Annotated in this window: 26 protein-coding genes; 11 read left to right on the top strand and 15 right to left on the bottom strand. The window is 72.7% G+C overall.

What is annotated here, in order from left to right; all coding sequences use genetic code 11:
- The first annotated feature begins 54 nt into the window (after positions 1-54).
- The gene (locus G408_RS15700; RefSeq protein ID WP_051282900.1) at positions 55-1,062 is read left to right on the top strand and encodes an energy transducer TonB; all 1,008 of its coding nucleotides are present in this window, start codon (positions 55-57) and stop codon (positions 1,060-1,062) included.
- Between the two features lie 141 nt (positions 1,063-1,203).
- Positions 1,204-2,208: an energy transducer TonB gene (locus G408_RS0110615; RefSeq protein WP_051282899.1), complete on the top strand. Its 1,005-nt coding sequence runs from the start codon at positions 1,204-1,206 to the stop codon at positions 2,206-2,208.
- Positions 2,209-2,281: 73 nt separating this feature from the next.
- Here G408_RS0110615 and G408_RS0110610 read toward each other — a convergent pair whose 3' ends face one another.
- The 4 genes from G408_RS0110610 to G408_RS0110595 are packed head-to-tail and all read right to left on the bottom strand — an operon-like array spanning position 2,282 to position 6,482.
- Positions 2,282-3,454, bottom strand: coding sequence for an ABC transporter permease (locus G408_RS0110610; RefSeq protein WP_028771067.1), 1,173 nt, complete (start codon positions 3,452-3,454; stop codon positions 2,282-2,284).
- The gene (locus G408_RS0110605; RefSeq protein WP_028771066.1) at positions 3,451-4,197 is read right to left on the bottom strand and encodes an ABC transporter ATP-binding protein; all 747 of its coding nucleotides are present in this window, start codon (positions 4,195-4,197) and stop codon (positions 3,451-3,453) included. Before G408_RS0110605 ends, G408_RS0110610 begins: the two co-directional genes overlap by 4 nt.
- Positions 4,198-4,208: 11 nt before the next feature.
- Positions 4,209-5,684, bottom strand: a complete 1,476-nt coding sequence (locus tag G408_RS0110600; protein WP_051282898.1) for an alpha/beta hydrolase — start codon at positions 5,682-5,684, stop codon at positions 4,209-4,211.
- A gap of 36 nt (positions 5,685-5,720) precedes the next feature.
- The gene (locus G408_RS0110595) at positions 5,721-6,482 is read right to left on the bottom strand and encodes an FAD-binding oxidoreductase (protein WP_028771064.1); all 762 of its coding nucleotides are present in this window, start codon (positions 6,480-6,482) and stop codon (positions 5,721-5,723) included.
- Between the two features lie 133 nt (positions 6,483-6,615).
- On the opposite strand from G408_RS0110595, the gene G408_RS0110590 reads away from it, so the two are divergent.
- The 3 genes from G408_RS0110590 to G408_RS0110580 all read left to right on the top strand — a co-directional run bounded on the left by G408_RS0110590 (position 6,616) and on the right by G408_RS0110580 (position 9,329).
- The gene (locus tag G408_RS0110590) at positions 6,616-7,491 is read left to right on the top strand and encodes a methylated-DNA--[protein]-cysteine S-methyltransferase (RefSeq protein ID WP_051282897.1); all 876 of its coding nucleotides are present in this window, start codon (positions 6,616-6,618) and stop codon (positions 7,489-7,491) included.
- Positions 7,492-7,584: 93 nt separating this feature from the next.
- The gene (locus G408_RS0110585; RefSeq protein WP_028771063.1) at positions 7,585-8,535 is read left to right on the top strand and encodes an ABC transporter ATP-binding protein; all 951 of its coding nucleotides are present in this window, start codon (positions 7,585-7,587) and stop codon (positions 8,533-8,535) included.
- Positions 8,532-9,329, top strand: a complete 798-nt coding sequence (locus G408_RS0110580) for an ABC transporter permease (RefSeq protein ID WP_028771062.1) — start codon at positions 8,532-8,534, stop codon at positions 9,327-9,329. Before G408_RS0110585 ends, G408_RS0110580 begins: the two co-directional genes overlap by 4 nt.
- On the opposite strand, the gene G408_RS0110575 is transcribed toward G408_RS0110580, so the two are convergent.
- From G408_RS0110575 to G408_RS0110540, 7 genes are all read right to left on the bottom strand, one after another.
- Positions 9,326-10,147 (bottom strand): TatD family hydrolase, encoded by an 822-nt coding sequence (locus G408_RS0110575; protein ID WP_028771061.1) that lies wholly within the window; start codon positions 10,145-10,147, stop codon positions 9,326-9,328. The two genes, G408_RS0110580 and G408_RS0110575, sit on opposite strands and share 4 nt — an antisense overlap.
- 14 nt (positions 10,148-10,161) lie before the next feature.
- A complete protein-coding gene (locus G408_RS14355; protein WP_169719229.1) occupies positions 10,162-11,043 on the bottom strand; it encodes an alpha/beta hydrolase in 882 nt (293 codons plus the stop codon).
- Positions 11,044-11,054: 11 nt separating this feature from the next.
- A complete protein-coding gene (locus G408_RS0110565) occupies positions 11,055-11,456 on the bottom strand; it encodes a DUF3224 domain-containing protein (protein ID WP_028771060.1) in 402 nt (133 codons plus the stop codon).
- A 237-nt stretch (positions 11,457-11,693) separates the two neighbouring features.
- Entirely contained in the window at positions 11,694-14,960 is a 3,267-nt protein-coding gene (locus G408_RS0110555; protein ID WP_028771059.1) for an efflux RND transporter permease subunit, read from the bottom strand.
- Positions 14,953-16,023 carry an efflux RND transporter periplasmic adaptor subunit gene (locus G408_RS0110550; RefSeq protein WP_037412938.1) on the bottom strand — a complete coding sequence of 357 codons (1,071 nt, stop codon included), beginning with the start codon at positions 16,021-16,023 and terminating at the stop codon, positions 14,953-14,955. Before G408_RS0110550 ends, G408_RS0110555 begins: the two co-directional genes overlap by 8 nt.
- Before the next feature lie 25 nt (positions 16,024-16,048).
- Positions 16,049-16,252, bottom strand: coding sequence for a YgaP family membrane protein (locus G408_RS0110545; protein ID WP_028771057.1), 204 nt, complete (start codon positions 16,250-16,252; stop codon positions 16,049-16,051).
- 49 nt (positions 16,253-16,301) lie between these two features.
- Positions 16,302-17,573, bottom strand: coding sequence for an NAD(P)/FAD-dependent oxidoreductase (locus tag G408_RS0110540; protein WP_028771056.1), 1,272 nt, complete (start codon positions 17,571-17,573; stop codon positions 16,302-16,304).
- A 180-nt stretch (positions 17,574-17,753) separates the two neighbouring features.
- Between G408_RS0110540 and G408_RS0110535 the strand changes: the two genes are divergently transcribed.
- Together G408_RS0110535 and G408_RS14350 are read left to right on the top strand one after the other, a co-directional pair.
- Complete coding sequence (locus G408_RS0110535) at positions 17,754-18,113, top strand: ArsR/SmtB family transcription factor (RefSeq protein WP_051282895.1); 360 nt, start codon at positions 17,754-17,756, stop codon at positions 18,111-18,113.
- A 9-nt stretch (positions 18,114-18,122) separates the two neighbouring features.
- Positions 18,123-18,371, top strand: a complete 249-nt coding sequence (locus tag G408_RS14350; protein ID WP_037412936.1) for a DUF2798 domain-containing protein — start codon at positions 18,123-18,125, stop codon at positions 18,369-18,371.
- Here the strand turns inward: G408_RS14350 and G408_RS14345 are convergent.
- Positions 18,346-19,242 carry an MBL fold metallo-hydrolase gene (locus G408_RS14345; protein ID WP_051282918.1) on the bottom strand — a complete coding sequence of 299 codons (897 nt, stop codon included), beginning with the start codon at positions 19,240-19,242 and terminating at the stop codon, positions 18,346-18,348. The two genes, G408_RS14350 and G408_RS14345, sit on opposite strands and share 26 nt — an antisense overlap.
- 101 nt (positions 19,243-19,343) lie before the next feature.
- Here G408_RS14345 and G408_RS0110520 point away from each other — a divergent pair, with 101 nt between their 5' ends.
- Genes G408_RS0110520 through G408_RS0110510 form a run of 3 tightly spaced genes read left to right on the top strand, consistent with a single transcriptional unit; the run spans position 19,344 to position 20,909 of the window.
- Positions 19,344-20,111: a sulfite exporter TauE/SafE family protein gene (locus G408_RS0110520; RefSeq protein WP_028771054.1), complete on the top strand. Its 768-nt coding sequence runs from the start codon at positions 19,344-19,346 to the stop codon at positions 20,109-20,111.
- 19 nt (positions 20,112-20,130) lie between these two features.
- Positions 20,131-20,517, top strand: a complete 387-nt coding sequence (locus tag G408_RS0110515; protein WP_028771053.1) for a rhodanese-like domain-containing protein — start codon at positions 20,131-20,133, stop codon at positions 20,515-20,517.
- A 20-nt stretch (positions 20,518-20,537) separates the two neighbouring features.
- Positions 20,538-20,909 (top strand): rhodanese-like domain-containing protein, encoded by a 372-nt coding sequence (locus G408_RS0110510; RefSeq protein ID WP_051282894.1) that lies wholly within the window; start codon positions 20,538-20,540, stop codon positions 20,907-20,909.
- Between the two features lie 187 nt (positions 20,910-21,096).
- Here G408_RS0110510 and G408_RS14340 read toward each other — a convergent pair whose 3' ends face one another.
- A complete protein-coding gene (locus tag G408_RS14340; protein ID WP_051282893.1) occupies positions 21,097-22,956 on the bottom strand; it encodes a diguanylate cyclase in 1,860 nt (619 codons plus the stop codon).
- 128 nt (positions 22,957-23,084) lie between these two features.
- On the opposite strand from G408_RS14340, the gene G408_RS0110500 reads away from it, so the two are divergent.
- A complete protein-coding gene (locus G408_RS0110500) occupies positions 23,085-25,145 on the top strand; it encodes a TonB-dependent receptor (RefSeq protein ID WP_028771051.1) in 2,061 nt (686 codons plus the stop codon).
- Here G408_RS0110500 and G408_RS14335 read toward each other — a convergent pair.
- A complete protein-coding gene (locus G408_RS14335) occupies positions 25,142-25,777 on the bottom strand; it encodes a hypothetical protein (RefSeq protein ID WP_051282892.1) in 636 nt (211 codons plus the stop codon). The two genes, G408_RS0110500 and G408_RS14335, sit on opposite strands and share 4 nt — an antisense overlap.
- Positions 25,774-26,268 carry a hypothetical protein gene (locus G408_RS0110490; RefSeq protein ID WP_028771050.1) on the bottom strand — a complete coding sequence of 165 codons (495 nt, stop codon included), beginning with the start codon at positions 26,266-26,268 and terminating at the stop codon, positions 25,774-25,776. Before G408_RS0110490 ends, G408_RS14335 begins: the two co-directional genes overlap by 4 nt.
- Positions 26,269-26,279 lie beyond the last annotated feature (11 nt).

Here is a 26,279-nt window from a genome sequence, read left to right as displayed (position 1 = left end):
TGATCTGTCATCGAAGCCTCCGAGAATGCGCGCCCCGCTCGACGGCCCGCCGCCATGCCCGCGCTCCTTCACCCCGCCCGCCTGCCGCGCCCCGCGCTGCTCGTCACCGCCCTCCTGCTCAGCGCCTGCGGCGGCGAAGCCCCGCCCCCCGTGCCGGCGGCGGCGCCAGCGCCGCCCACCGAAGCCGCCCCCGCCGCCGCGCCGGCGGCCCGCCAGCTCGATACCGCGGCGCTCAAGGCCCGGGCCGCCGCCTCGCTGGCCGCCAACCGCCTGTACGCGCCCGCCGGCGACAATGCCGTGGAGGACTACCTGGAACTGCGCGAGCGCCTGGGCACCGAGCCGGCGGTGGAGACCGCCCTGGTCGACCTCGCCCCCTACGTGGTGATCGGCAGCGAGCAGGCGATGGCCGCTGGCGCCTTCGACGAGGCCGAACGCCTGCTCGGCCTGCTGCAGCGCATGGATGCCGAGGCCCCGGCCCTGCCGCGGCTGCGCGAGGCGCTGGCGCAGGCCCGGAGTGAAGCAGAGCGCCTGGCCGCCGAACGTGCCGAGGCCGAGCGCCGGGCCGCCGAGGCCGCTGCCCGGCAGCCCCGGCCAACCGAGACGGTCGCCACGGCTCCGGTCCCGGCGGCGACCGCGCCGGCGCCGGCACCGCCCCCCGCCAGCGCGCCGGCGCGCGCCCCGGCCGCCGCTTCCGGCCTGCCCGCCCCGGCTCCCGCCGCCCTTCCGGCCACACCGGCCCCCGGCACGGCCAGCCGCGAGGCCCCGGCCAGCCCGCCGCCTGCCCCGGCCCCCGGCAGCGCGGCGGCGGCACCGCGCGCCCTGCTCAGCCGGGTGCCGCCGCGCTTCCCTGAAGCGGCCCAGCGCCGCCGGCTCGAGGGCGAGGTGGAACTGCTGCTCACCATCGCTGCCGATGGCAGCGTGGAGGGGGTGGACGTGCTGCGCGCCGAGCCCCCCGGGGTATTCGACCGCGAGGCGGTGCTGGCCGCCCGGCGCTGGCGCTATGCCCCGGCCGAGGGCCGGAGCACCGCGCGGGTGGTGCTGACCTTCCGCCGGCCCGACTGAGAAGCCGGGCAGGCCGGACCCGCCCGGCCCTGTCAATCGTCAAAGCACGTCGGAATGTGTCGGAAGTCACGCCGATGTATTGACAGCGGCGTCACGGAGGCCGGAGGCTCGGCAGCCTCAGCCTCGCCGGGAACCTGCACCGTGTCCGTTTCGCCGATCCGACCCCCGCAGGCGGCACTGGCCGCCGCCCTCGCCCTCGCCCTCGGCCTTGCTGCCTGCTCCAAGGGCGAAGAACAGGCCGCTCCCGCTCCCGCCGCCGCACCGGCCGCGCCGGCCCCGGCCGTGGACGAGGCCGCCCAGGCGGCCTCGGCGGCCCAGGCCACGGCCGATGCCCTCGCCGCCCTCTCCGAGGCCGAATTGCGCGAGCGCGGCAATACCGCCCTGCGCGAGCAGCGGCTCTACGCCCCGGCCGGCGACAATGCGATGGAGTACTACCTCGCCCTGCGCAAGAAATCGGCCAAGCCCGATGTCTCGGCCGAGTCGGCGCTGATCGACCTGATGCCCTATGCCCTGATCGCCTCGGAACAGGCGATCAACAGCGGCAATTTCGCCGAGGCCGAGCGTCTGCTCGAGCTCATGAGCCGCACCGACCCGGAAGCGCCCTCGCTGGGCCGCATCCGCGAGGCCATCGACAGCGGCCGCACGGCCCAGGCCGAGCGCGCCCGCCTCGAGGCCGAGCGCGCCGAACGCGAGCGTCTCGCGGCCGAGCAGCGGGCCCGCGAGGCCGCCGCCGCGCCGGCCACCCCCGCCCCGGCTCCGGAACCGGTCGCTCCGGCACCGGCCACGCCGCCGCCGGCCCCGACGGTGGCCCAGCCGGCCAGCCCGCCGCCCGCCCCGGCTCCGGTGGCCCAGCCAGCCACGCCGCCGCCGGCCGCTGCCGCCCCCCGGCCCACCGCCGCCAGCCTGCGGCCGATCAGCACCCCGCAGCCGCCCTACCCGCGCGAGGCGGCCCGCAGCCGCGCTTCCGGCAGCGTCACCGTGCAGTTCACCGTGGCCGCCGATGGCAGCGTCACCAACATCGAGGTGCTGCGCGCCCGCCCGCGCGGCCTGTTCGAGCGCAGCGTGGAGGAAACCGTGGCCACCTGGCGCTTCGAGGCCCCGGGCGAGCCGGTCACCCTGACCCGCACCTTCGATTTCCGCATGTAAGCCGGGCGGCCGCGCGCCGCCTTCCCCTGGCATCGCCCGGCTCCGGCCGGGCGATGCGTTTCCGGGCCCCGCCTCAGGCCGAGATCGCCAGCGCCTCGCGGTGGTAGAGCCGCGAGGCCGCGAACCAGAGCAGGGCGCCGAGCCCGAAGCCGGCGCCGATGTAGATCGCCCACTGCAGCGGCGTGATCGCCTCGGCGCGCAGCACCATCAGGATGAGCTGGTTCTGCGCGAGGAAGGGCGTGGCGAACATCCAGGCGGCGTTCTTCACCGGGTTCACCATCAGGATGATGGTGGGCAGGATCGGCAGCAGCATCAGGAAGGCCATGTAGCTCTGCGCTTCCTTCAGCGTCTTCACCGAGGCCGAGATCAGCGTCAGCAGGGTGGTGCCGATCAGCACCATGGGCAGCAGGATCAGCAGCAGCTTCGCCACCGCCAGCAGCGAGACATCGACGCCCCTGAACGGGCCGCTGTCGACGAAGGCGAAGCTGAGCTTGAAGCTGAGCAGGGTGAGCAAGAGGCCGATCATGCCGAAGACGCAGGCCGCGGCGATCTTGCCACTCATGATCGCGCCGCGCCCCGCCGGGGTGGCGAGCAGCGGTTCGAGCGACTGGCGCTCGCGCTCGCCCGCCGTGGCATCCATCACCAGGTAGGCGCCGCCGAGGAAGGCGGTGAGGATCAGCAGGTAGGGCAGGAAGGCGAGCAGCATGCCGCGCTTGGCCTCGGGCGTAGCAAGATCTCGGTAGGTGATGGCCACCGCATTGCCGAGCGCAGGATCGATGCCGCGCGCCAGCAGGCGCACCGCCCCGGCCTGCCGCGCGTAGGCCTGCAACGCCCGCTCGACCCGCCGCACCGGGATCTGCGAGTCCTGCCGCGAGCTGTCGTGGAGGATCTCTACCGTGGCCGCGCGGCTCTCGCGCCAGGCCTCGGCATAGCCAGCGTCGATGCGCAGGATCACGTCCTTGTCCTGGTTGCGGATCAGCGCCTCGGGGTCCTCGGGGGCCGGCTCGGCGCTGATGTTCTGGGTGGCGAGGAAGGCCACCAGGTTCGGGGCGTGCTCGGCGCCCACCACCGGCAGCTTCAGCTCGGACTCGAGCTGGGTGCGGGCGCGATTCTCGGCCAGGGCGCCGATGCCGAGGATCAGCACCGGGAACAGCAGCGGCGAGACGAGCAGGCCGTTGATGATGATCTTGCGGTCGCGGAAGATCTCGACCAGCTCCTTGAGCATCACGGTGATCAGGGTCTTCATGCCTGCAGGCCCTCCTCCGAGCCGATGGCCTTGACGAAGGCGTCCTCGAGGTTGGCCTCGCCGGTCTGGGCGCGCAGCTCGTCGGGCGAACCCTGCGCGGCGACGCGGCCCCTGGCGATCACCACGATGTGGTCGCAGAGCGCCCCCACCTCCTGCATGATGTGGCTGGAGAGGATCACGCAGCGGCCCTCGCGGCGCAGCTGCAGCAGGAACTCGCGCAGGCCGCGGGTGGTCATCACGTCGAGGCCGTTGGTCGGCTCGTCGAGGATGATGTTCTTCGGGTCGTGCACCAGCGCCCGGGCGATCGCGGTCTTGGTGCGCTGGCCCTGCGAGAAGCCCTCGGTGCGGCGGTCGATGAAGTCGCCCATCTGCAGGGCCTCGACGAGGCGATCGGTATTCCTGCGGATCGTCGCTTCGTCCAGGCCGTGCAGGCGGCCGAAGTAGGTGATGTTCTCGCGCGCGGTGAGGCGCTTGTACACGCCGCGCGCGTCCGGCAGCACGCCGAGCGAGCGGCGCACCGCCTCGGCCTCGCGGAAGGCATCGCGGCCATCGACGCGCACGCTGCCGCGGTCCGGCTTCATCAGGGTGTAGAGCATGCGCAGGGTGGTGGTCTTGCCGGCGCCATTGGGGCCGAGCAGGCCGGTGATCCGGCCGTCGTGGGCGGTGAAGCCCACGCCATCCACGGCCTTGACCACGCCGGTCTTGGTCTTGAACTGCTTGTGCAGGTCGGAAAGTTCGATCATGACCGGGTCCTTCAGGGCTCCCAGCCATGCAGGCCGGTGCCGGGGGGAAGCGGGGCGAGGCGCTCGAGGCAGCGGGCGTCCAGGCCCCTGGCGTCGGCGGTCTCGAGGAACTGGGCGAACAGCTTGGGCATGCAGCCCACGCCGATCGGGGTATGACCCTGGCCCTTCAGTACCAGGTGCCGGCCATTCGGCAGGCCGGCGATGACCTCCTCGCCGTAGCGCGGCGGCGTGACCGGGTCGAACTCGCCGCTGATCGCCAGCACCGGCAGCCCGCCGGTGAGCGGGGCGCGGAAGTCGTCCGGACGCTGGCCGCGCGGCCAGGCCTCGCACTGCGCGCGCATGAACTCGATGAAGCCGGTGCCGAGCACGGTGCCGGCATCGGCCGGGTCGGCGGCCAGGCCGTCGCCATCCTCGCTGCAGCTCACCGAGAGCTGCATGCCGTGCATGATCTGCTCGCCGAGGCTCTCCTCGAGCAGTGTGGCCTGCGCCAGGAGCGGGGCATAGTCGCCGGCATCGGCCTGCGCCAGCAGCACCGGCAGCAGCGTGGCGGTGAGCGGCGAATAGCTGTACATGCGCAGCAGCAGGGCGAGATGCCCCGGCGCCGGCACCGCCTCGCGGCGCTCGCCGGTGGTGGGGTGGCGGAAGGCCACCGGCGTGCGGCCGGGACGGGCGAGGTCCGCCTGCACCCGCGCCAGCGTGGCCATCGGCTCGGGCAGGCGGCCGGCGCAGGCGGCATCGGCCTCGCAGCGGGCGAACTGGGCCGCGAGCGCCGCCTGCAGGTTCTTCGCATGCTCGTTGCCCAGCACCAGGCGGTTCGGCACCACGCTGTCGAGCACCACCGTGCGGGTCTGTTTCGGATGGGTTTTGGCGTACTGCTGGGCCACGCGGGTGCCGTAGCTGCCGCCGTACAGGTTGATGCGCTCCGCGCCCAGGGCCTGGCGCACCGCCTCGAGATCGGCCACGGCATCGGTGGTGGTGTAGTGGCGCACATCGGCCCGCGCCGAGAGGCTGGCAAGGCAGGCCTCGGCGAAGGCGCGGGCGGCCTCCGGGCGCAGGTCTTCCTCCGGGCCGAAGCGGTTGCGGCCCTCGGCATCGCGGCAGGCCAGCGGGTTCGAGCCTCCGGTGCCGCGCTGGTCGACGAGGATCACATGGCGGCTGCGCAGCACGTCGGCGAAGGCCGGCGCCACCGAAGGATAGGACGCGCGCGCGCCCTGCCCGGGCCCGCCGGCGAGGAAGAACACCGGGTCGGGCTCGGCCTCGGTGCTGGCCGGCACCCAGGCGATGGCGAGTTCGATCGTGCGGCCCTCGGGGGCGGCGCGATCCTCGGGCACCGAAAGCGTGCTGCATTGCGCCTCGACCGCGGCGACCGCACCGCTGCCCGGCAGGGTGCAGGGCGTGAACTCGAGGCTGCCGAGGCGGCGGGCCTCGGCATGGCCCGCGGCGAGGGGCAGGGCCAGCGCGAGGGCAAGGAAAGGGCGGCGGGGCATCGGGGGCTCCTGGGCGGAATCGGGCCGGGCGGGAGGCTACTTGCCGCTGACGTACTTCTCGCGGCGGATGTGCGGCGCCGGCAGGCCGGCGGCCTTCAGGGCGGCGAAGGCGGCATCGACCATGTTGGGGTTGCCGCAAAGATAGGCGATGTCGCCCTCGGGCTGCGGCGCGAGCGCGGCGAGATGCTCGGTGACGTAGCCGCGGCGGGCATCGGGGCCGGCCGCCTCGTTGAACTCGCGCGAGTAGCAGGGCATGAAGCGGAAGCGGCCGGGATGGCGCGCCGCCACGGCGCGGAAGTCCTCGGCATAGATCAGTTCCTGCTCGCTGCGGGCGCCGAACAGCAGCACCACCTCGATGCCGCGCTCGCGGATCGCCTGCTCCAGCAGGGGCAGCATCGAGCGGTAGGGCGTGACGCCGGTGCCGGTGGCGATCAGCAGATAGCGCCGGTTGGCGTCGCCCGGCATCAGGCAGAAGCGGCCGAAGGGCCCGCTGGCCTCGATCTCGTCGCCCGGCTGCAGGGCCTCGAACAGGGCGGTGGCGGTGCCGCCGGGCACGAAGGACACGGCGATGTCCACCGCCTCGCCGGGCCCCAGGGCATGGTCGTGGATGGTGGCGAGCGAATAGCTGCGCTTGGTGGGCTGGCCGTCGCGGCCGGTGAGGTGCACCTGGATGAACTGGCCCGGCAGGTAGTCGAGGGCCTGCCCATCGGCGCGCAGGAAGCTCAGGTGGGCCACCGCCGGGGCCAGCATGCGCTTGGCCACCAGCTTCAGGGGGAAATGCGGGATCAAGGACGCCATCCGGACGGGAACAGGGGCGGAATTATCGCCCGGCGGCCTCCACGGCAGGCGAAGGCCCTGCAAGAACCGGAGTGCGGGACGGCCGCCCGGCGGCGATGATCGGATCCGCCTTCGCCCCGGTTCCCGCCCCGCCATGCCTGCCGCCAGCCCCGAGGTCCTGATCGAACTCGCCCGCCGCATCGCCGCCCGCGCCGACGAGGCCTGGCCGCTGGCCGACCTCGCCGCCGAGGTGGGGCTGTCCCCTTCGGCCTTCCAGCGGCGCTTCACCCGGCTGGTCGGCCTGTCGCCCAAGGCCCTGCAGGACGCCGCCCGGCTCGGCCGCCTGAAGGCCGCGCTGAAGTCCGGCAGCCGCGTCACCGACGCCATCCTCGAGGCCGGCTTCGGCTCGCCCAGCCGGGTGTACGGCGAAGCCCAACGCGCATTGGGCATGACGCCCTCGGCCTATCGCGAGGGCGCGCCGGGCGAGTGCATCTACTGGGCGCTGCGCGAGACCCGGCTGGGCCCGCTGGCCATGGCGGCCACCGCGCGCGGGGTGTGCTTCGCCCAGTTCGTGGACGGCGAGGCCGCGGCCAGCGCGCAGCTGTCCTGCGAGTTCCCGAAAGCCCAGCGGCTCCGCAGCCCGGCCGACCGGCGCGATGGCGGCGATGCGGCCACTGCCGGCGCGGTCGCCGCGCTGGATGCCTGGATCGCGGCGCTCGACGCCCACCTCGGGAGCCTGCGCCCCCTGCCCGCCATCCCGCTCGACCTGCGCGGCACCGCCTTCCAGCAGCGGGTCTGGCGCTTCCTGCAGGGCATTCCGCTGGGCGAGACGCGCTCCTACGCCGAGGTGGCCGCCGGCATCGGTGCTGCCAGGGCCAGCCGCGCGGTCGGCTCGGCCTGCGGGGCCAACCCGGTGGCGGTGCTGGTGCCCTGCCACCGCGTGCTGCGCGGCGACGGCGGCCTCGGCGGCTACCGCTGGGGCCAGGAGCGCAAGGCCGCCCTGCTGGCGGCCGAGGCGGCGGGTCGCTGAAGCGCGGCGGCGGCCCCGGCCGTGCCGGCGCCTGCCCCCGCGGCACGGCGCCTATACTTGCCGCTTCCTTCCTGCCAACCGCGCCCCGGGCCCATGGCCGAGCACCGTGACACCGCGCCACCGGCGCTGGAGATCCGCGATCTCCGCAAGACCTACGACAACAAGACCGAGGCCCTGAAGGGCGTCTCGCTCCGCGTGCAGCCCGGCGATTTCTTCGCCCTGCTCGGCCCCAACGGCGCCGGCAAGAGCACGCTCATCGGCATCGTCAGCTCGCTGGTGAACGCCACCAGCGGCAGCGTCTCGATCTTCGGCATCGACCGCTTCGCGAACCGCGAGGCGGCGATGCGCCTGCTCGGCCTGGTGCCGCAGGAGATCAACTTCAACATGTTCGAGAAGCCCTTCGACATCCTGGTGAACTACGCCGGCTTCTACGGCGTGCCGCGGGCGGAGGCCGAACGTCGCGCCGAGGAGCAGCTGAAGCTGGCGCAGCTCTGGGAGAAGGCGCAGGTGATGAGCCGCACGCTCTCCGGCGGCATGAAGCGCCGGCTGATGATCGCCCGGGCGATGATGACCCAGCCGCGCCTGCTGATCCTCGACGAGCCCACCGCCGGCGTCGACATCGAGATCCGCCGCGGCATGTGGAAGCTGCTGCGCGAGATCAATGCCCAGGGCACCACCATCATCCTCACCACGCACTACCTCGAGGAGGCGGAGAACCTCTGCCGCAACCTCGCCATCATCGACAAGGGCCGCATCGTCGAGCAGGGCCCGATGCGCGCCCTGCTCGCCAAGCTCGACGTGGAGGGCTTCGTGTTCGACATCGAAGGCTGCCTGCCGGCCCCGCTGCCGGCCATCGAGGGCGTGAAGCTGCAGGCCGAGAACGAGCACACCCTCAGCGTCGAAATGCCGCGCAACATGGATCTCAACCGCGTATTCGCCGCCTTCCAGGAGGCCGGCATCACCGTGCGCTCGATGCGTAACCAGGTGAACCGGCTGGAGGAACTGTTCGTGCGCCTCACCGGCGACAAGGCGGTGGCGGCATGAACGCGACCGACACCGCGATGGCCGCGGCCAACCCGAACTGGACCGCCTTCCGCACCATCATCCGCCGCGAGCTCACGCGCATCCTGCGCATCTGGGGGCAGACCCTGGTGCCGCCGGCGATCACCATGACGCTCTATTTCCTGATCTTCGGCAAGCTCATCGGCAGCAGGATCGGCGACATGGGCGGCTTTTCCTACCTCGACTTCATCGTCCCCGGGCTGGTGATGATGTCGGTGATCCAGAACGCCTACGGCAACATCAGCTCCAGCTTCTTCGGCGCCAAGTTCGGCCGCCACATCGAGGAGCTGCTGGTGGCGCCGCTGCCGAACTGGGTGATCCTGGCCGGCTATGTGGGCGGCGCGGTGCTGCGCGGCTTCATGGTGGGCGCCATCGTGCTGGTGGTGGCCATGCTGTTCACCCATGTGCGGGTGCACGACTGGGCGGTGACGCTGAGCACGGTGTTCCTCGGCGCGGTGATCTTCTCGCTGGCCGGCTTCGTGAACGCCGTCTACGCCAAGAAGTTCGACGACATCGCCATCATCCCCACCTTCGTGCTCACCCCGCTCACCTACCTCGGCGGCGTGTTCTATTCGGCCAGCCTGCTGCCCGGCTGGGCCAGCGCCGCCACCCACGCCAACCCGATCTTCTACATGGTGAACGGCTTCCGCTACGGCCTGCTCGGGGTGAGCGACGTGCCGCTGTGGAGCGCCTATGCGGTGATGCTGGGCTTCGTGCTGGCCCTGGGCTGGTTCGGCCTGTGGCTGCTGCAGCGCGGCGTGGGCCTGCGCAGCTAGGCCTCCGGCAGACGGAAGAAAGCGCGCGCGGTGGCGGTGGTGGTGGCTGCCGTCACCGCCACGTCCTCGCCGCGGTCGCGGGCCAGTTCCTGCACGATGTGCGGCAGGAAGGCCGGCTCGTTGCGGCGGTCCTTCGGCGTGGGCTTCAGCGTGCGCGGCAGCAGGTAGGGGCAGTCGGTCTCCACCATCAGGCGTTCGGCCGGGATGCGTTTCACCAGCTCGCGCAGGTGCTGGCCGCGGCGCTCGTCGCAAAGCCAGCCGGTGATGCCAATGAAGCAGCCGGCCTCCAGCGACTCCATCAGCGCGCGCTCGTCGCCGGTGAAGCAGTGCACCACCGCCGGCCCGCACTTCGGCAGGAAGGGCCTGAGGATGGCGAGGAAATCGTCATGGGCGTCGCGCTGGTGCAGGAACAGCGGCTTTTGGCATTCCACCGCCAGCTCCAGCTGGCGCTCGAAGGCCCGGCGCTGGGCATGGCGCGGCGAGAAATCGCGGAAGTAATCGAGGCCGCATTCGCCCACCGCCACCACCTCGGGCTCGGCGAGCAGGGCGCGCAGCTCGGCCACCGCCTCGTCGGTCAGCTCGAGGGCATGGTGCGGATGCACGCCGGCGGTGGCGAACAGCCGGCCCGGGTGGGCGCGGGCCAGCGCCAGCGCCTCGCGCGAGCCCGTGCGCGAGGCGCCGGTGACCACCAGCTGCCGAACGCCGGCCTCGCGGGCGCGCTCCAGCATGGCATCGAAGTCGTGGCGGAAGCTCTCGTGGGTGAGGTTGGCGCCGATATCGACCAGCGCGTGCGGAAAGGTGCTGCGGTAGGGATTCATGGCGGGGCGGGATTCTAGCCGCCCTGGCCGTCCGTACAGGCTCCGGCCTGCAGCCAGCACAGCGCCGCCGGCAGGGCTGCCGCCCAGCTGGCCTCCGTATGGCCGGCTCCCGGCTGCTCCACGAACTCGATCGCCGCGCCTTCGGGAAGCCGGGCGCGCCAGCGCTCCACCATGGCCCGGGCATCCGCCTGCACCGTGCCGCCCTCCGCCGTGCCCACCATCACGTAGGTACGCTGCCCCGGCTGCAGGGCGCGCTGCGCCGCCTCCGTGGCGATGGCCGGCGAGAACCACCAGCTCGGCGAGAACAGAAGGCCCCGGCCAAAGGATTCGGGATGCCGCAACAGCGCCGCCTGCGCCATCAGGGCGCCCATCGAGCTGCCGGCGATGGTGGTGGAGGCTGCATCACGGCGGGTGCGGTAGCGTGCCTCGATGGCCGGCTTCACCACGGCCACGAGATCGTCGAGGAAGGCCTCGCCCCGCGCCGGGGCGAACCGCGGGTTCTCCCACACCGAAAGCTCCTGCACCCGCGCTCCGCCGCCGTGGTCGATGGCCACCGCGATGAAGGCCAGCCCATGGGCGCGGTACAGGGCATCCAGGGTCTCGTCGGCCTGCCATTCGCCGGCGAAGCTGGTGGCGGCATCGAAGAGGTTCTGGCCATCGAGGAAGTACAGCACGGGATAGCGGCAGCCCCGGCAGCCGGCATAGCCGGGTGGCAGGTAGACCCGCACCGTGCGCGTGGCCTCCAGGCGGGGCAGGACGAGTTCAAAGGTCTCGAATCGCCGCGGATCGGCCACGGTGGATGGCCGGGAATCCGCGGCACCCGCCGGAGGCCCGGCCAGCACGGTGGCTCCCAGCGACAGGGCAAGGGCGAGGCGAGCCGGGCACCGGGCAGGCACGGCGGCACGGCTCATTCCGCCCCCGGCAGGGAATACTCGAAGCGGTAGAAATGCTCGCCGCCGGCGATATCGATGCCCATGCGGCCTGAGAGGCCCGCGAGCTCGCCGGTGCCGGAATCGGGCACCACCTCGAGGAACAGGCGCTTCATGCCGCGCTCCATCACCCCGCTGTGCTGCAGCACGAAGCTGCCGCGGCGGCCGGCCAGGGTGCCTTCCACGTATTCCAGCGCCACATAGCCCGCCGAGCCTTCCACCGCGGTGCGCAGCGCCAGCATCTCGCCCCGGCCCACGGCATCGAGCACGCCCTCGTAGCGCTTGTCGAGGCGGAAGCGCGACATCCCGAGCGGGGCGTCGAGATGCGCCAGCGCCTCGGGCAGCATGCGGACGTGGAAGGGCCCTTCGATGCAGTTCATGGCAGGCACTCAGCCGTTGCGCAGCCGGGCATGGATCACCTTGGCGCCGGTGCCCGGAAGGGCGGATTCCCGGAGCTCGAACTGCGCCGGATGGGCGCGCAGCACGTCGCTCAGCTTCTTGTGGGCCATGCACGGACTCCCTATGCGATGAGCAGGGAGCTTACGGCAAGGCCGGGCCGGGCAAGACCGGCCCGTGGCGGGCACCGGGGCCAGGCAGCCGGGCCCGGCCCCGGGCGCTCAGGCCGCCACCCCCGCCTGGCCGCGCCAGCGCAGCCAGGCGAAGTAGAGCAGCGGGATCACCACCAGGGTGAGCAGGGTGGAGACGGCGATGCCGAAGATCAGGCTGATGGCCAGACCATTGAAGATCGGGTCGTCGAGGATGAACAGCGCCCCCAGCATGGCCGCCAGCGCCGTGAGGCCGATCGGCTGCGCACGCACCGCGCAGGCCTCGACCACCGCATCGGCGAGGTCGCGGCCATTGGCGATCTCGTGGTTGATGAAGTCCACGAGCAGGATGGAGTTGCGGACGATGATGCCGGCCAGCGCGATCATGCCGATCATGCTGGTGGCGGTGAACTGCGCGCCGAGCAGGGCATGGCCGGGCATCACGCCGATCACGGTGAGCGGGATCGGCGCCATGATGACGAGCGGCACCACGTAGCTGCGGAACTGCGCCACGATCAGCAGGTAGATCAGCACCAGGCCGGCGGCATAGGCAAGGCCCATGTCGCGGAAGGTCTGCCAGGTCACCTGCCATTCGCCATCCCACTTGATGGTGAAGGCGAGCGGATCGTCCGGCGCGCTGAAGAAGCGCTGGGTCACCGGCACCCCGGCGTCGAGCTCGTCCACCCGGCCCACCAGCGAGAACATGCCATAGAGCGGCGAGTCGAGCCGGCCGGCCTCGTCGGCCATCACATAGACCACCGGCAGCAGGTCCTTCTGCATCAGCACCGGCTCCCAGGGCTCGCGGCGCACCTCCACCAGCTCCACCAGCGGGATCAGGCGGCCGTCCTGCGCCCGCACCTTGAGCGCCAGCAGTTCCTCGATCCGCGCCTGGTCGCCGGCCGGCAGGCGCAGGCGCACCGGCACCGCCTGCTTGGCGGCACCATCGCGCAGGTAGGTGGCATCGCTGCCGCCCACCGCCAGCGCCAGGGTCTGGGCGATGGCCTGCTGGCTGACACCGAGGCGGGCAGCACGGACGCGGTCCACCACCACGGTCTCGCGCAGCGCGCCCTCGGCCTCGAGGCTGGTGTCGATGTCCACCAGGCCCTCGGTGTCACGGGCAAGGCGCTCGAGGCCGCGGGCGATGCGGCGCACGGCCTCGGCATCCGGGCCGTAGACCTCGGCCACCAGCGGCGCCAGCACCGGCGGGCCGGGCGGCACTTCCACCACCTTCAGCGCCGCGCCGTAGCGCTCGGCGATGGGCTGCAGCAGCGGACGCAGCTCGCGGGCGATGTCGTGGCTCTTGCGGTCGCGGGCGTGCTTGTCGACGAGGTTGACCTGCAGGTCGCCGAGGTTGGCGCCGCGGCGCAGGTAGTACTGGCGCACGAGGCCATTGAAGTTCACCGGCGCCGAGGTGCCGGCATAGCCCTGCACGTCGGCCACCTCGGGGCGCTCGCGCACCACCGCGGCCAGTTCCAGCAGCAGGGCATTGGTGCGCTCCAGCGGGCTGCCCTCGGGCAGGTCCACCACCACCTGCACCTCCGACTTGTTGTCGAAGGGCAGCATCTTCAGCACCACCCACTGCACCAGCACCAGGCCGAGCGAGAGTGCCACCGCGCCGCCGATGCCGAGGAACAGCCACTGCCGGCGCCGGCCGCCGCGGGCCGGGTCGAGGAAAGGCCGCATCAGCCGGTCGAACAGGCCATGCAGGCGGGCGGCGATGCCGCCATGGCCGTGGCCGCCGCCCTCGCCGAGGCGGGCGTAGTGCCGCGAGAGCAGCTTCACCGCGAGCCAGGGCGTGACGGTGAGCGCGATCAGCAGCGAGAGCAGCATGCCCACCGAGGCATTGATCGGGATCGGCCGCATGTATGGCCCCATCAGGCCGGTGACGAAGGCCATCGGCAGCAGGGCGGCGATCACCGTGAAGGTGGCGAGGATGGTCGGGCCGCCGATCTCGTCCACCGCCGCCGGCAGGGCCTCGCGCAGGGTCTTGCCGCCGAGGGTCATGTGGCGGTGGATGTTCTCCACCACCACGATGGCGTCGTCGACGAGGATGCCGATGGCGAAGATCAGGGCGAACAACGAGACGCGGTTGATGGTGAAGCCCATCGCCCAACTGGCGAACAGAGTGACGGCGAGCGTCAGGATCACCGCCGCGCCCACCACCAGCGCCTCGCGCCAGCCCAGCGCCACCAGCACCAGCAGCACCACGGCCATGGTGGCGAACACCAGTTTCTTGATCAGCGTCATCGCCTTTTCGTTGGCGGTGAAGCCGTAGTCGCGGGTGACGGTGACGTTCACGCCCTCCGGGATCAGCGCGCCTTCGAGGGTGGCCAGCCGCTCGCGGATGGCGGCGGTGATGTCGGAGGCATTGGCGCCCGGCTTCTTGGCGATGGCCAGGGTCACCGCCGGGGCCAGATCGAGCGGGCCTGTCTCGCCCACCCGTGCCGCGCCGGCGCCGAGGGCGTGCCAGACGTACTCGGTGGGCAGGTCGGCGGCCTCGCGGATGCGCGCCACGTCGGCGAGGCGCAGGGGCTCGCCATTGGCCAGCCCGATCACCAGCTCGGCCACGTCCTCGGCATTGGCGAGGAAGGTGCCAGCGGTGACCGGCCGCTGGCGGCCTTCGGTGTCCACACGCTCGCCGGCCTGCAGCACCACATTGGCGGCGGCCAAGGACTGCGAAAGCTCGCTCACCGTCATGCCATGCGCGGCCAACCGGGTGGCGTCGAGCTCTACCACCACGGCGCGGTCCGGGGCGCCGAGGGTGTAGACATCGCGGGTGCCGGGCACGCGCTTGAGTTCGGTCTCGAGGGTGCGGGCCACGGCGCCGAGCTCGGTGGCGCCGCGCTCGGGGTCCTCGGTCCACAGCGTCACCGCCATCACCGGCACGTCGTCGATGCCCATCGGCCGCACCAGCGGCGGGCCGACGCCGAGCCCCGGCGGCACGAAGTCGGCATGGGCGAAGACCTGGTTGTGCAGGCGCACCAGGGCGTCGCGGCGCGGGATGCCGACATCGAACTCCACCGTCACCACGGCGAGGCCGGGACGGCTCATGGCATAGACGTGCTTGACGCCCTCGACCTCGGCCAGCTTCTGCTGCAGGGGCACGCTGACCAGCGATTCCACGTCCTCGGCCGCCGAGCCCGGGAAGGGCACGAAGACATTGGCCATGGTGACGTCGATCTGCGGCTCTTCCTCGCGCGGGGTGATCAGCACCGCCACGAGACCAAGGATCAGGGCCGCCAGCGCCAGCACCGGGGTGAGCGGGTTCTCCTGGAAGGCACGGGCGAGCCGGCCGGAAATACCGAGGCCGGCGCCGCCGGCCGCGCGGGGCTCACTCATGGCCGGCCTCCCGGGCGGCACGCTGGGCGGCGAGCGCGGCCACCGGGTCGAGGGCCACGGCCTCGCCCGGGCTCAGGCCGGCCAGTACCTCCACCTGCTCACCGAAGACATGGCCGGGACGGATCTGCCGCAGGGCCACCCGGCCTTCTGGCGAGACCACGTAGACCGCGGCGATCTCGCTGCGCCGCACCAGGGCGCGCACCGGCACCAGCAGGCGCTCGGCCTCGCCGAGCTTGAAGCGCACCTTCACCGTATTGCCCGGCTGCAGTCCGGTTTCCATCTCCGGCAGTTCCACGCGCACGGTGAAAGTGTGGGTCTGCGGGTTGGCGGTGGGGAAGACGATGACCTCGCGCGCCGGCACGTCGCGACCGTCCGGCAGCTGCACCACCGCCGCCTTGTGCTCGCGGATGGCGGCGATGTCGGCCTGCGGCACCTGCACCTCGACCCGCAGCTGGCCGAGCGAGAGGCCCGAGACCAGGGGCTGGCCCGGGCGCACCGCCTCGCCCACCTCGACGTGGCGCTCGGTGAGCAGCCCCGAGTAGGGCGCGCGCACCACGGTGTAGTCCACCTGCTCGCCGGCCTGGCGCAGCGCCGCCTCGGCGGCGGCCAGGGCGGCGCGGGCGGCATCGCGGCGCGCCGTGGCCTGGTCGAGCTGCGAGCGCGCCACCAGCTGGCGCGCGGCAAGATCGGCGATGCGCCGGTGCTCGGTCTCGGCCTCGGCGGCCTGGGCCTGCGCCGCCCGCAGGCTGGCCTCGGCCTGGGCCCGGCCGCTGCGCTGCTCGACATCGGTGAAGCGCACCACCACCTCGCCGGCGCGCACGTAGTCGTTGACGTCGAAGGGCAGCTCCACCACCCGGCCGGCGGTCTGCGCGGTGAGGGTGGCGCGGTTCACCGCCTGCACCACGCCGTCCCAGCTGCGTTCGCGGGCGGCGGCGGCCGGGGCGAGCGTGAGCGTCTCGAGGTCGGCGGCACGCGGCGCGGCCTCCGGCGCGGCATCGCCGGAACAGGCGGCGAGCCCGAGGGCGATGGCGAGGACGAGGGCGGAGGGGACGAGGCGGGGCATGGCGGGTCTCAGCAGGAGGGGAGCATCAACGGAAGGCGCAGCCGGAACTGATCCCGAGCTTCTTGAACACCAGCGCCGCCGGGCAGAAGCCGGTGAAGGCCGCCTGCAGCATGTTGAGGCCGATGAAGGCGGTGAACAGCAGGAACCAGGGCGAGACGAAATGGGTGAGGACCACCGAGAGCAGGGTCATCACGCCGGCGAAGGCGAGGACGGCACGGTCGAGGTTCATGGCAGGGCTCCTTGGAGGATGGCGGAACGGAGGAAGGAAGCGGCGCGGTTTACTTCAGGCGCTCGATGCCGAGCGCCTTCAGCACGTACTTCTCGTAGATCGGCTCGGTGTTGCCCGACTTCATCTTGGCGAGGAAGTACTTCTCGAAGGCCACCTTGGCGAGATGCACCCACTTGCCCACCTTGGCCCAGGTGACGTTGCGCGGCGGGAACTGCGGCAGGGCCACGAAGGCGGCGCCGGTGTCGCCCATGTCGGCAAGGCAGATGGCGTTCCAGGTCGGCACTTCGGCCGGCGCCTCGCCCTTCAGCACGGCAGCGAGGTTGTGGGCGATGGCGGTGACCATCGATTCGATCATGAAGCCGGTCTTGGGCGCGCCGGTGGGCACCACGGTGGGCTCCACCGGCGGGATGGCCACGCACACGCCGGCCGACCAGACGTTGGGGAAGGTGGGATGGCGCTGGTGCTTGTCGATCAGCACGAAGCCCCGCGGGTTCACCAGCCCCTCCACGCCGCGCACCGCATCCACCCCGGTGAAGGGTGGCATCACCATGGCGAAGCGGTGGGCGAGCTCGTGCTCGCGCGCCCCATTGCCGCGCTCGTCGTACTCGGTGGCCTTGACGAGGCCGGGCGAGAGCTCGGTGATCCTGGCATTGGTGATCCACTTGATGTGGCGCTGGCGCAGCTCGCTCTCCAGCAGACCCTTGGAATCCCCCACCCCGCCGAGACCCATGTGGCCGACATAGGGCTCGGGCGTGACATAGGTGATCGGCACGCGGTCGCGCAGCTTGCGCTTACGCAGGTCGGCATCGAGGATCATCGCGAACTCATAGGCCGGGCCAAAACAGCTCACACCCGGAGCGGCACCGATCACGATCGGGCCGGGGTCGCGGAGGAAGGCCTGATAGGCCTCCCAGGCTTTCACGGCATGCGGCGTCGTGCAGATGGAATGGCTGTGCCCGCCTTCCGGGCCGAGACCGGGCACTTCATCGAAGGCGAGGCGCGGGCCGGTGCAGATCACCAGGTGGTCATAGGCGAGGCTTCGGCCATCGCGCAGGCGCAGGCGGTTCTCCGCCGGTTCGACCCGCTCGGCGCCGGTACCGTCGTATTCAATGCCCTGCTTGCCCAGCGGGCCGGCCACCTCGATCTCGATGTCGGCCGGCGTACGCCAGCCCACCGCCACCCACGGATTCGAAGGGGTGAAGCTGAAACGCGGGCTCTCGCCCACGACGATGACGCGATGGTCGCGGCCGATGGCCGCGCGGATCTCGTAGGCCGCACTCATTCCGCCGAGGCCCGCCCCGAGGACGACGATGGTCGCCATGCTGCACGCCACTCATAAAGATGATGTGCTTGCTAATTTAGGGTTTTCTAATGTAAAGTCAAGCCCGGGCCGTCCACCCAGGCGGCCAACCTGCCCCCGGGAGCTTCCATGGCCCGCCGCCCGCCCCCGCCTTCCCCCACGCTGTGCCGGCTGACCGGCGCCGCGCCCTACAATGTGCCGATGGCAAACCCCTCTCCCGACGCCTCCTCGATGGCCGCCGCCATGGCGGCACAGGCCGAAGTGGCCGCCGAACTGCTGAAGACCTTGGGCAACCCGCAACGCCTGCGCATTCTCTGCCTGCTGGTGGAGGGCGAGCGCTCGGTGGGTGAGATCAACCAGCAGGTGCCGCTCTCGCAGTCGGCGTTGTCGCAGCATCTCGCGGTGCTACGTGAGCAGGGGCTGGTGGAGACGCGCCGCGAGGCCCAGACCATCTACTACTCACTGGTCGATGGCCCGGCACGGGTGCTGCTCGGCACCCTGCACGAGCTCTACTGCCCCACCCCGCCGACGCCGAAGGCGCGGGCCCGCAAGCGCGCCTGAGGCCCTTTCATGGATTCGCTGAAGTTCCGCCTGGTGTTCTCGGTGGTGATGGCCCTGCTGATGGCCTTCCTGATGAGCGGCGTGCTCACCGCCATCAACACCGGCCTCGATGCCGGCTTCCCGGGCCGCTGGCTGCACGCCTTCCTGCTGGCCTGGCCGATCGCCATTCCCGCGGCCTTCTTCTTCGCCCCGGTGGCGCGGCGCTGGACCGCCCGCCTGCTGGGCACCAGCCCTACAGGCGATCGAGGGGCACCTTGAGGTAACGCACCCCGTTGGTTTCCGGCGGCGGCAGGGCCCCCGCCTTCATGTTGACCTGCAGCGAGGGCACGATCAGCCGCGGCATGGAAAGGGTGGCATCTCTGGCCTCGCGCAGCCGGACGAAGCCCTCCTCGTCCATGCCATCGCGCACATGGATGTTCGAGGCACGCTGCTCGGCCACCGTCGTCTCCCAGCGGATCTCGCGCCCGCCCGGGGCATAGTCGTGGCACATGAACAGCCGGGTCTCGGGGGGCAGCGAGAGCACCCGCCGCATCGAACGGAACAGGGTGCGGGCATCGCCGCCGGGGAAGTCGGCGCGCGCCGAGCCGGCATCCGGCATGAACAGGGTGTCGCCGACGAAGGCGGCATCGCCGATCACATGGGTCATGCAGGCCGGGGTGTGGCCGGGCGTATGCAGGGCCAGGGCCTCCAGCGCGCCGATGCGATAGCGCTCGCCGTCGCGGAACAGGTGGTCGAACTGGCTGCCGTCGGTGGCGAACTCCGGCCCTTCATTGAAGATCCGGCCGAAGGTGGCCTGCACGAGGCCGATGTGCTCACCAATGGCGATCTTCCCGCCCAGCCGCGTCTTCAGCCAGGGCGCGGCGGTGAGGTGGTCGGCATGCACATGGGTCTCGATGATCCACTCCACCCGTAGGCCCTCGGCCTCGACATGGCGGGCGATGGCCTCGGCGGAACGGTGACTGGTGCGGCCCGAGGCGTAGTCGAAGTCCAGCACTGGGTCGAGGATGGCGCAGGCCGGGCCTTCGGGCTCACGCACCACATAGCTGAGGGTGTGGCTGTCCTCGTCGAAGAAGGCGCTGACCTGCGGGCGCGGGCCGCGGGGCGGATCGAAGACGGGATCGTGCGGCATGGCTTGGGTCTCCGTGGCGGTGGGTTTGTACATTAGCACAATCTAATGTATTGTGGGCGCATGCCCAGTCTGCCTGCCCTCCGGGCCCAGTGGCGGCGATGATGCCCCTCGCCCTGCTCGGCGCGATCCTGATCGGCCTCTCGCTCGGCCTGCTCGGCTCGGGCGGCTCGATCCTCACCGTGCCGGTGCTGGTCTACCTCGTGGGCCAGCCGGAGAAACTCGCCATCGCCGGCTCGCTGGCCATCGTCGGCGGCGTGGCCCTGGCCGGCGCCCTGCCCTGGACCCTGCGGCGCTCGGTGGACTGGCGCAGCGTGATCTGGTTCGGCCTGCCCGGCATGCTCGGCACCAGCCTCGGCGCCGCGCTCTCGAAGTGGGTGCCGGGCGCGGTGCAGCTTTTCCTGTTCGCCCTGGTGATGCTGCTGGCGGCAGTGATGATGCTGCGCCCGGCGCCGGCGCTGCGCGCGGAAGGCCGGCCGCGCTCGCGCGCCCTGATCGTGCTCGACGGCCTCGGCGTGGGCGCGCTCACCGGCCTCGTCGGCGTGGGCGGCGGCTTCCTCATCCTGCCGGCCCTGGTGCTGCTCGGCGGGCTGTCGATGCACCGCGCCATCGGCACCAGCCTGTGGATCATCGCGCTCAAATCCTTCAGCGGCTTTGCCGCCTACCTCGGCGTGCTGGGCAGCGCCGGCCTCGCCCTCGACTACCGGCTGATCGCCCTGTTCACCGCGGTGGGCGCGGCCGGCAGCCTGGCCGGCCAGCAGCTGGCCCACCGCCTGCCGCAGGCCCTGCTGCGGCGGCTGTTCGCCGTGTTCCTCGTGCTCATGGGCCTGTTCATCGTGGCCCGAACCCTGCCGGGCCTGCTGCCCGGCTGAACCCGTGAAGGAGACTCCCATGAAGACCGTGCAAGACCTGGTGGCGGAGGCCAAGCAGCGCATCCGCGAGATCGACCACGCCGAGCTGGAGGCCCTGCGGGCCCGGGGCGTGCCGCTGATCGACGTGCGCGAACCGGCCGAGTTCGCCCAGGGGCATGTGCCGGGGGCGGTGAACATCCCGCGCGGCGTGCTGGAGTTCGAGGTGGACGGCCACCCGGCGGTGAACTGCGTGAAAGACCCGGCGCTCTCGCACCGCGAGGCCCCGGTGGTGCTGATGTGCCGTAGCGGCGGCCGTAGCGCCCTCGCGGCGGACGCCCTGCGCACGCTCGGCTTCGCCCAGCCGCTGTCGCTGGCCGGCGGCTGGATGGGCTGGACGGCCGCCGGGCGGCCGGTGGAACAGGCCTGAAGCGCGCGGAGGAAATGCCCATGCTCGGCTTGATCAAATCCCTGTTCGGCGCCGGCGGCGCCTCGGTCTCGGCCGCCACCGCGCATGAACTGCAGCGCGGCGGCGTGCCGCTCGTCGATGTGCGCGAGAACGGCGAATGGGCCGCCGGCCATGCCCCGGGCGCCTTCCATGTGCCGCTCGGCGAGGTCCAGGCCGGCGGCCTGTCCGCCCTCGAGGCGCGCGGCGTGCCGCTGGCGGGCGAAGGCCCGGTGCTCTTCATCTGCCGCAGCGGCATGCGCAGCGGCGCGGCCTGCGGCGCCCTGCGCAGCGCCCTGGGCGAGCGGGCGGTGAACGTGGAGGGCGGCATGATGGCCTGGGCCGCGGCCGGGCTGCCGGTGGAGGCCGGGCGATGAAGTACCGGGCCTTGTTCCTGCTGACGGCACTCGCCAGCACCGCGGCCATGGCCTAGCCGCCGGCAGGCGCGGCCACCGGCCGGCCCACCCTCGCAATGGCCGCCGGCGGTGCAGCACGGGGGCGGCACGCTGCGCGGCCTGCTCTGGGTGGAGGTGGCCGAGGGAATGCGCTGATCCAACGCCGCGTTCAGCCGGCCAGCGCCGGGGCATGGCTCCAGCGGCCGCTGCCGCCCGCCTTGGCGGCATACATGGCGAGGTCGGCACGCCGCAGCAGGGCATCGACGGTGTCGGCGCTGTGCGCCGGCTGGGCGATGCCGATGCTGGCCCGCACCACCGCCACCTCGCCCTCCAGCGGGATCGGCGCCTCCACGCGGCGGGCGATCTCCTGCACCCGGGCCTCGAGCTCGGCGGGCTCCACCGTGCCGGCCAGCACCAGCACGAACTCGTCGCCGCCGTGGCGGGCCACGACATCGCCGCTGCGCACCGCGCCGGAAAGCCGGGCGGCGATCTCGACCAGCACCCGGTCGCCCACGGCATGGCCGTGGCGGTCGTTCACCGGCTTGAAGCCGTCGAGGTCGAGCAGCAGCACGGCAAAGCCCGGGCCGCCGCGGCGCCAGTCGGCGAGCAGGGCCTCGAGTGCCGGCCGCAGGGCCAGACGATTGGCCACCCCGGTCAGGGCATCGCGCTGGGCCATGGCCTTGAGCTGGGCCTCGCGCTCGCGCAGCCGTTCATTGGCCGCCGCGAGTTCGGCGGTGCGCTCCGCCACCCGCGCCTCCAGCGCCGCCTCGGCGGCCTCGGCGTCGGCCAGGGCACGCTGCTGCAGGGCCAGGAGCTGTGCCTGGCCCTCGGCGTGGGCCCGCCGCAGGGCGACGAAGCGCGCCGCCAGCGCCACCGCCAGCAGCAGCAGTTCCAGGGCCGAGCCGATCTGCAGGGCATTGGCGGTGAGCCCGTTGGTGGGCACGAGGCCGAGGTTGCGCAGCCCGGTGAGCAGGGCGCCAAGCAGCAGCATGAAAAAGGCGAGCAGGAAGGGCCAGGCCGCCGGCACGCCGCGACGCACCGCGGCGATTCCGGCCGAAAGCCCGATGAGGGCGAACAGCAGGGCCGTCACCGAGACGAAGGGCCAGGCTCCGGGCAGGCCGAGCAGCAGGGCGGGAATGCCAAGGCCGAAACAGGCGAACACCAGCGCACGCAGGGCAACACGGTGCAGACCGGGCCGGCGGTGAAGGCCGAGGAAGCGCAGCACGAACCAGGCCCCAAGGCCGGTGGCGGCCTGCATGCCCACCGGCAGCAGCAGGTTGGAGAGCCAGGGCTGGCTGGGCCAGAGGAACTCGCTGCCGAAGCCGCTCTGCGCCGCCAGCCCAAGGGCGAGGCTCAGGGCATGGAGGGCATAGACGAGGAAATCGCCGTCGCGCAGGCCAAGGCCCAAGAGGAAGTAGAACAGCGCCAGCCCGCCGACCAGGCCGAAATAGGCGGCGAGCAGGGCATACAGGGCCTGGCCGTGGCGCAGGAAGGCCGCGGGCTGCCAGAGCGTGAGCGGCACGGTGAGCGTGCCTGCGCTCTCTACCCGTAGCCACAGCCGGCTCTCGCCGGTCGGCACGGTGAGCGGCACCACCAGGCTGCGATGCGGCAGCGGCCGGGCATCGAAGGGCTCGAGATCGCCCAGGGTGGCCAGCCTCTCGCCGGGCTCCGCACCGACGGCCGGGGCGAATACCGTTACCCGGTCCAGCGAGGGATAGCCGATCTCCAGCCAGCGCCGCCGGGGCGGGCCCGGATTGGCGAGCGGCACGGCAATCCACAGCGGGCGGGCGTCGTAGCCGGCATTGAGCTCTCCCGGGCCGTGCCAGCCCTGGGCGCAGACGGCCGGCGGCCGGGCATCGAAGGGCTGGCCCCGGCACCAGCGCAGGGCCTCGCGCAGTTCGATCCGCTCGCGCCCGTCCACGCGCAGGCCCGCCTCTCCCGCCCCGGCCCGGGCAGGGGCCGGCAGCAGGGAAAGACCGAGGGCGAGGGCGCCCAGCAGCGCCGCGAAGGCAGGCAGGCGGAAGGACACGGCATCGGGCCGGGAGGAAGACCAGCCCGGGAGTGTAGGCGGGCGTTTCCGGGATTCACGGCTCACGCCCCGCGGCTGGCGCAGGCTTTTACATTCCCGGTCTTCCTGCCAGCCACCCGCCCGCTTCCGTGCCTCCTGCCTTCCGCTTCCTGCTGCTGCCCTGCCTGTGCCTCGCAGCACCGCTGGCCGCCGCCTCCCAGACCGCTCCCGGCGCCGGCGAAGCCCGGCGGCTCGATGCCATCACCGTGAGCAGCCGCCTGCCCGGCGACCCCGCCCGGCGACCCGAGGCCGTGGCCCGGCTGGACGGCGAAGCCGTGGCGCGGACCGGCGCCAGCCATGCCGCCGAGCTCCTGGCCCGCCTGCCCGGCGCCTGGGCCAGCCGCGGCAGCGGGCAGGAGCAGCTGTTGGCCCTGCGCTCGCCGGTGCTCACCGGGCCGGGCGCCTGCGGCAGTTTCCTGGTGCTGGACGACGGCGTGCCGATCCGCCCCGCCGGCCTGTGCAACGTCAACCAGCTCTCGGAGGTGAACCTGCGCCAGGCCGGCCGGGTCGAGCTGCTGCGCGGGCCCGGCAGCGCGGTGCACGGCAGCAATGCCCTGCACGGCGTGGTGGCGGTGGCGCCGCCCGCCTTCGGCAGCGGCACCGCCTTCGGACTCGAGGCCGGGCGACACGGCCTGCGCCGCGGCCTGCTCTCGCTGGAGGACGCGGCCGGCCGGCTGCGCCTCGATGGCCACGCCACCCGCGCCGGCAGCTTCCGTGCCGACGAGGGCTACCGGCTGGAGCAGGCCAGCCTGCAGTGGCGGCCCCGCGGCGAGGCCGGCAGCCCCCGCCTCGCCCTCGCCCTGCACCGCCTGGACCAGGACACCGCCGGCTTCGTGCGCGGCGAGGGCGCCTGGCGCGACCACCGCCGCTTCGCCAACGAGAACCCGGAAGCCTTCCGCGAGGCCGAGGCCGCCCGCCTGCTGCTGCACCACGAGCGCCCGCTGGGCGCCGGCTGGCTGCTCGTCCGGCCCTATGCCCGCGGCGAGTCCCAGACCTTCCTGCAGCACTTCAACCTCGGCCAGCCGCTGGAGGAGAACGGCAGCCGCAGCCTCGGCCTGCAGAGCCTGTTCGAGCACGAGGCGCTGCGCCTCGGCCTCGACCTCGAGGGGGCCGAGGGCTGGCTGCGCCAGACCCAGGCCCGCCCGCTCAGCAGCGGCACCCCGGCGCAGAACGCCCAGCGCCCGGCCGGCCGGCACTACGACTACCGCGTCGACATCGCCCAGCTCGCCCTGTTCGGCGAATGGCTGCAGCCGCTCGGGCCCGGCACCCTGCTGCTCGGCGCCCGCGGCGAGACCCTGCGCTACCGCTACGACACCCGCCTCCCGGCCGGCAACCTCCGCGAGGACGGCAGCGCCTGCGGCTTCGGCGGCTGCCTCTACCTGCGGCCCGAGGACCGCCGCGACCGCTTCCAGGCCGCCGCCTTCCAGCTCGGCTGGCGCCAGCCGCTGGATGCGCACTGGGCCTTCAGCGCCCGCGCCGCCCGGGCTTTCCGCTTCCCGCAGGCCACCGAGCTCTACCGCCTGCAGCGCGGGCAGACGGTGGAGGCCTTCGCCCCGGAAACCGCGCACAGCCTCGAGGCCGGACTGCGCTACGGGCGCGAGGGCCTCGCGCTGGCCCTCGATGCCTACGCCATGCGCAAGCGCGACGTGATCCTGCGCGATGCCGCCGGGCTCTCGGTGCCCGGGGCCGCCACCGAGCACCTGGGCATCGAATTCGAGCTGCGCCTGCCCCTGCCCGGCGCGTTCTCGCTGGAGGCGAACCTCGCCTGGAGCGACCAGCGTTATGCCTTCGACGGCCTGCTGCCGGGCGGCGAGCAGGTGCGGCGCGGCGCGCGCATCGACACCGCCCCGGAATGGCTGGGCGGGCTGCGTCTCGGCCGCCGCGTGCACGAGCGCCTCGACCTGGAGCTGGAAGGCCAGTGGCAGGGCGGCTACCCGCTGGACGCCGCCAACACCCGGCGCTACGGCGGCCACGTGCTCTGGCACCTGCGCTCGCGCCTCGCCCTCGACGAAGGCTGGAGCCTCTCGCTGCGGCTGCTGAACCTCACCGACCGGCACTATGCCGAGCGCCTCGACTTCGCCTTCGGCGAGGAACGCGCCTTCCCCGGCGCCGGGCGCAGCCTGTTCCTCGGCATCGAGCGCCGCGACTAGCGCGGCGCGCCGGGATCCTTGGCGGCGGAAGCCGGCACGGCGGGAGCGGTGCGCGCGCAGTACACGCCGGCCAGCCACAGTGCCGCCAGGACGAACAGCGTCCACTCGGTGATCGGCGCCAGTGCCGGATAAAAGCCCGCATGCCGCATCGCCGCCAGCGCCGCGAGGCAGCCCAGGCTCAGCACCCCCAGGGCCACGGCCCACCCGCGCTGCGCCCCGTGCAGCAGGCGCAGCATGGCCAGCGCGGCGATGGCGTAGAACACCGCGGCGATCACCACCAGCAGGTCGTGCATCGGCGTGTTCACCCCGAGCACGGTGTACACCGCCGTGCCGATGCCGAAGATCTCGATGGTCTTGCGCGTGCCCCGCGCCTCGGTGGTGCGCGAGACCGCCCAGAACATGTAGGCCATCGATACCCCGAGCAGCAGGATGGCCGGCACCGCGTAGGGCCGCGCCGCGTTCTCCATGCCGTTGATGGCCAGCGGCTGGAACAGGGCGCTGACGTAGTTCTCGGTGAAGCGGAAGCCCACTGCCGCGGGGTCACGGTCGTTCCCGCCCGGATAATGCGCCGCCGCCAGCAGGAACAGGGGCAGCGCGGCCGCGAGGCCGAACAGGGGCAGGAGGCGCTTCACCGCACCTCGAAGGCGCGCACGCCCGCGCTCTCGCCGTTGAGCCTGACCTCCACCTCGTAGCGCCCGGGCGGCCAGCCGCCCGCCACCTGCCGGCTGAAGGTGTGCACCGCCGGGCCCGTGGGCTGGATGGCGCGCTCGTCTGCCGCCAGCACCCGGCCCTCGGCGCTGCGCCACTGCACCGAGAGCATGGCGGCCGGCGCCTCGCCCACGGTGACGAGGCTGGCATGCACGGTATCGCGCGGGCGGAAGCGCTCGGCCACCTGGGCCACGCGGCCATCGGCATCCAGGCCGGCGCCCAGTTCCAGGGCCACGGCCTCCAGCGTGCCGCGCGGCAGGGCCGGCACCGGACTCGGCGCAGCCGCCTCCGTCGCGGGCGCGGGCAGGGCCGGGGCGGCGGGCGCCGCCTCTTCCGCCGGACCCCTGCCGCAGGCGGCAAGCAGGACGAGGCCGGCGATCAGGGGCAGCGGGCGCAGGAAACGGGGGCGGGGCATGGCGGGCTCCG

Source organism: Silanimonas lenta DSM 16282 (genome assembly GCF_000429065.1).
GTDB lineage: Bacteria > Pseudomonadota > Gammaproteobacteria > Xanthomonadales > Xanthomonadaceae > Silanimonas > Silanimonas lenta.
This window is presented reverse-complemented; position numbering and strand designations above follow the sequence as displayed.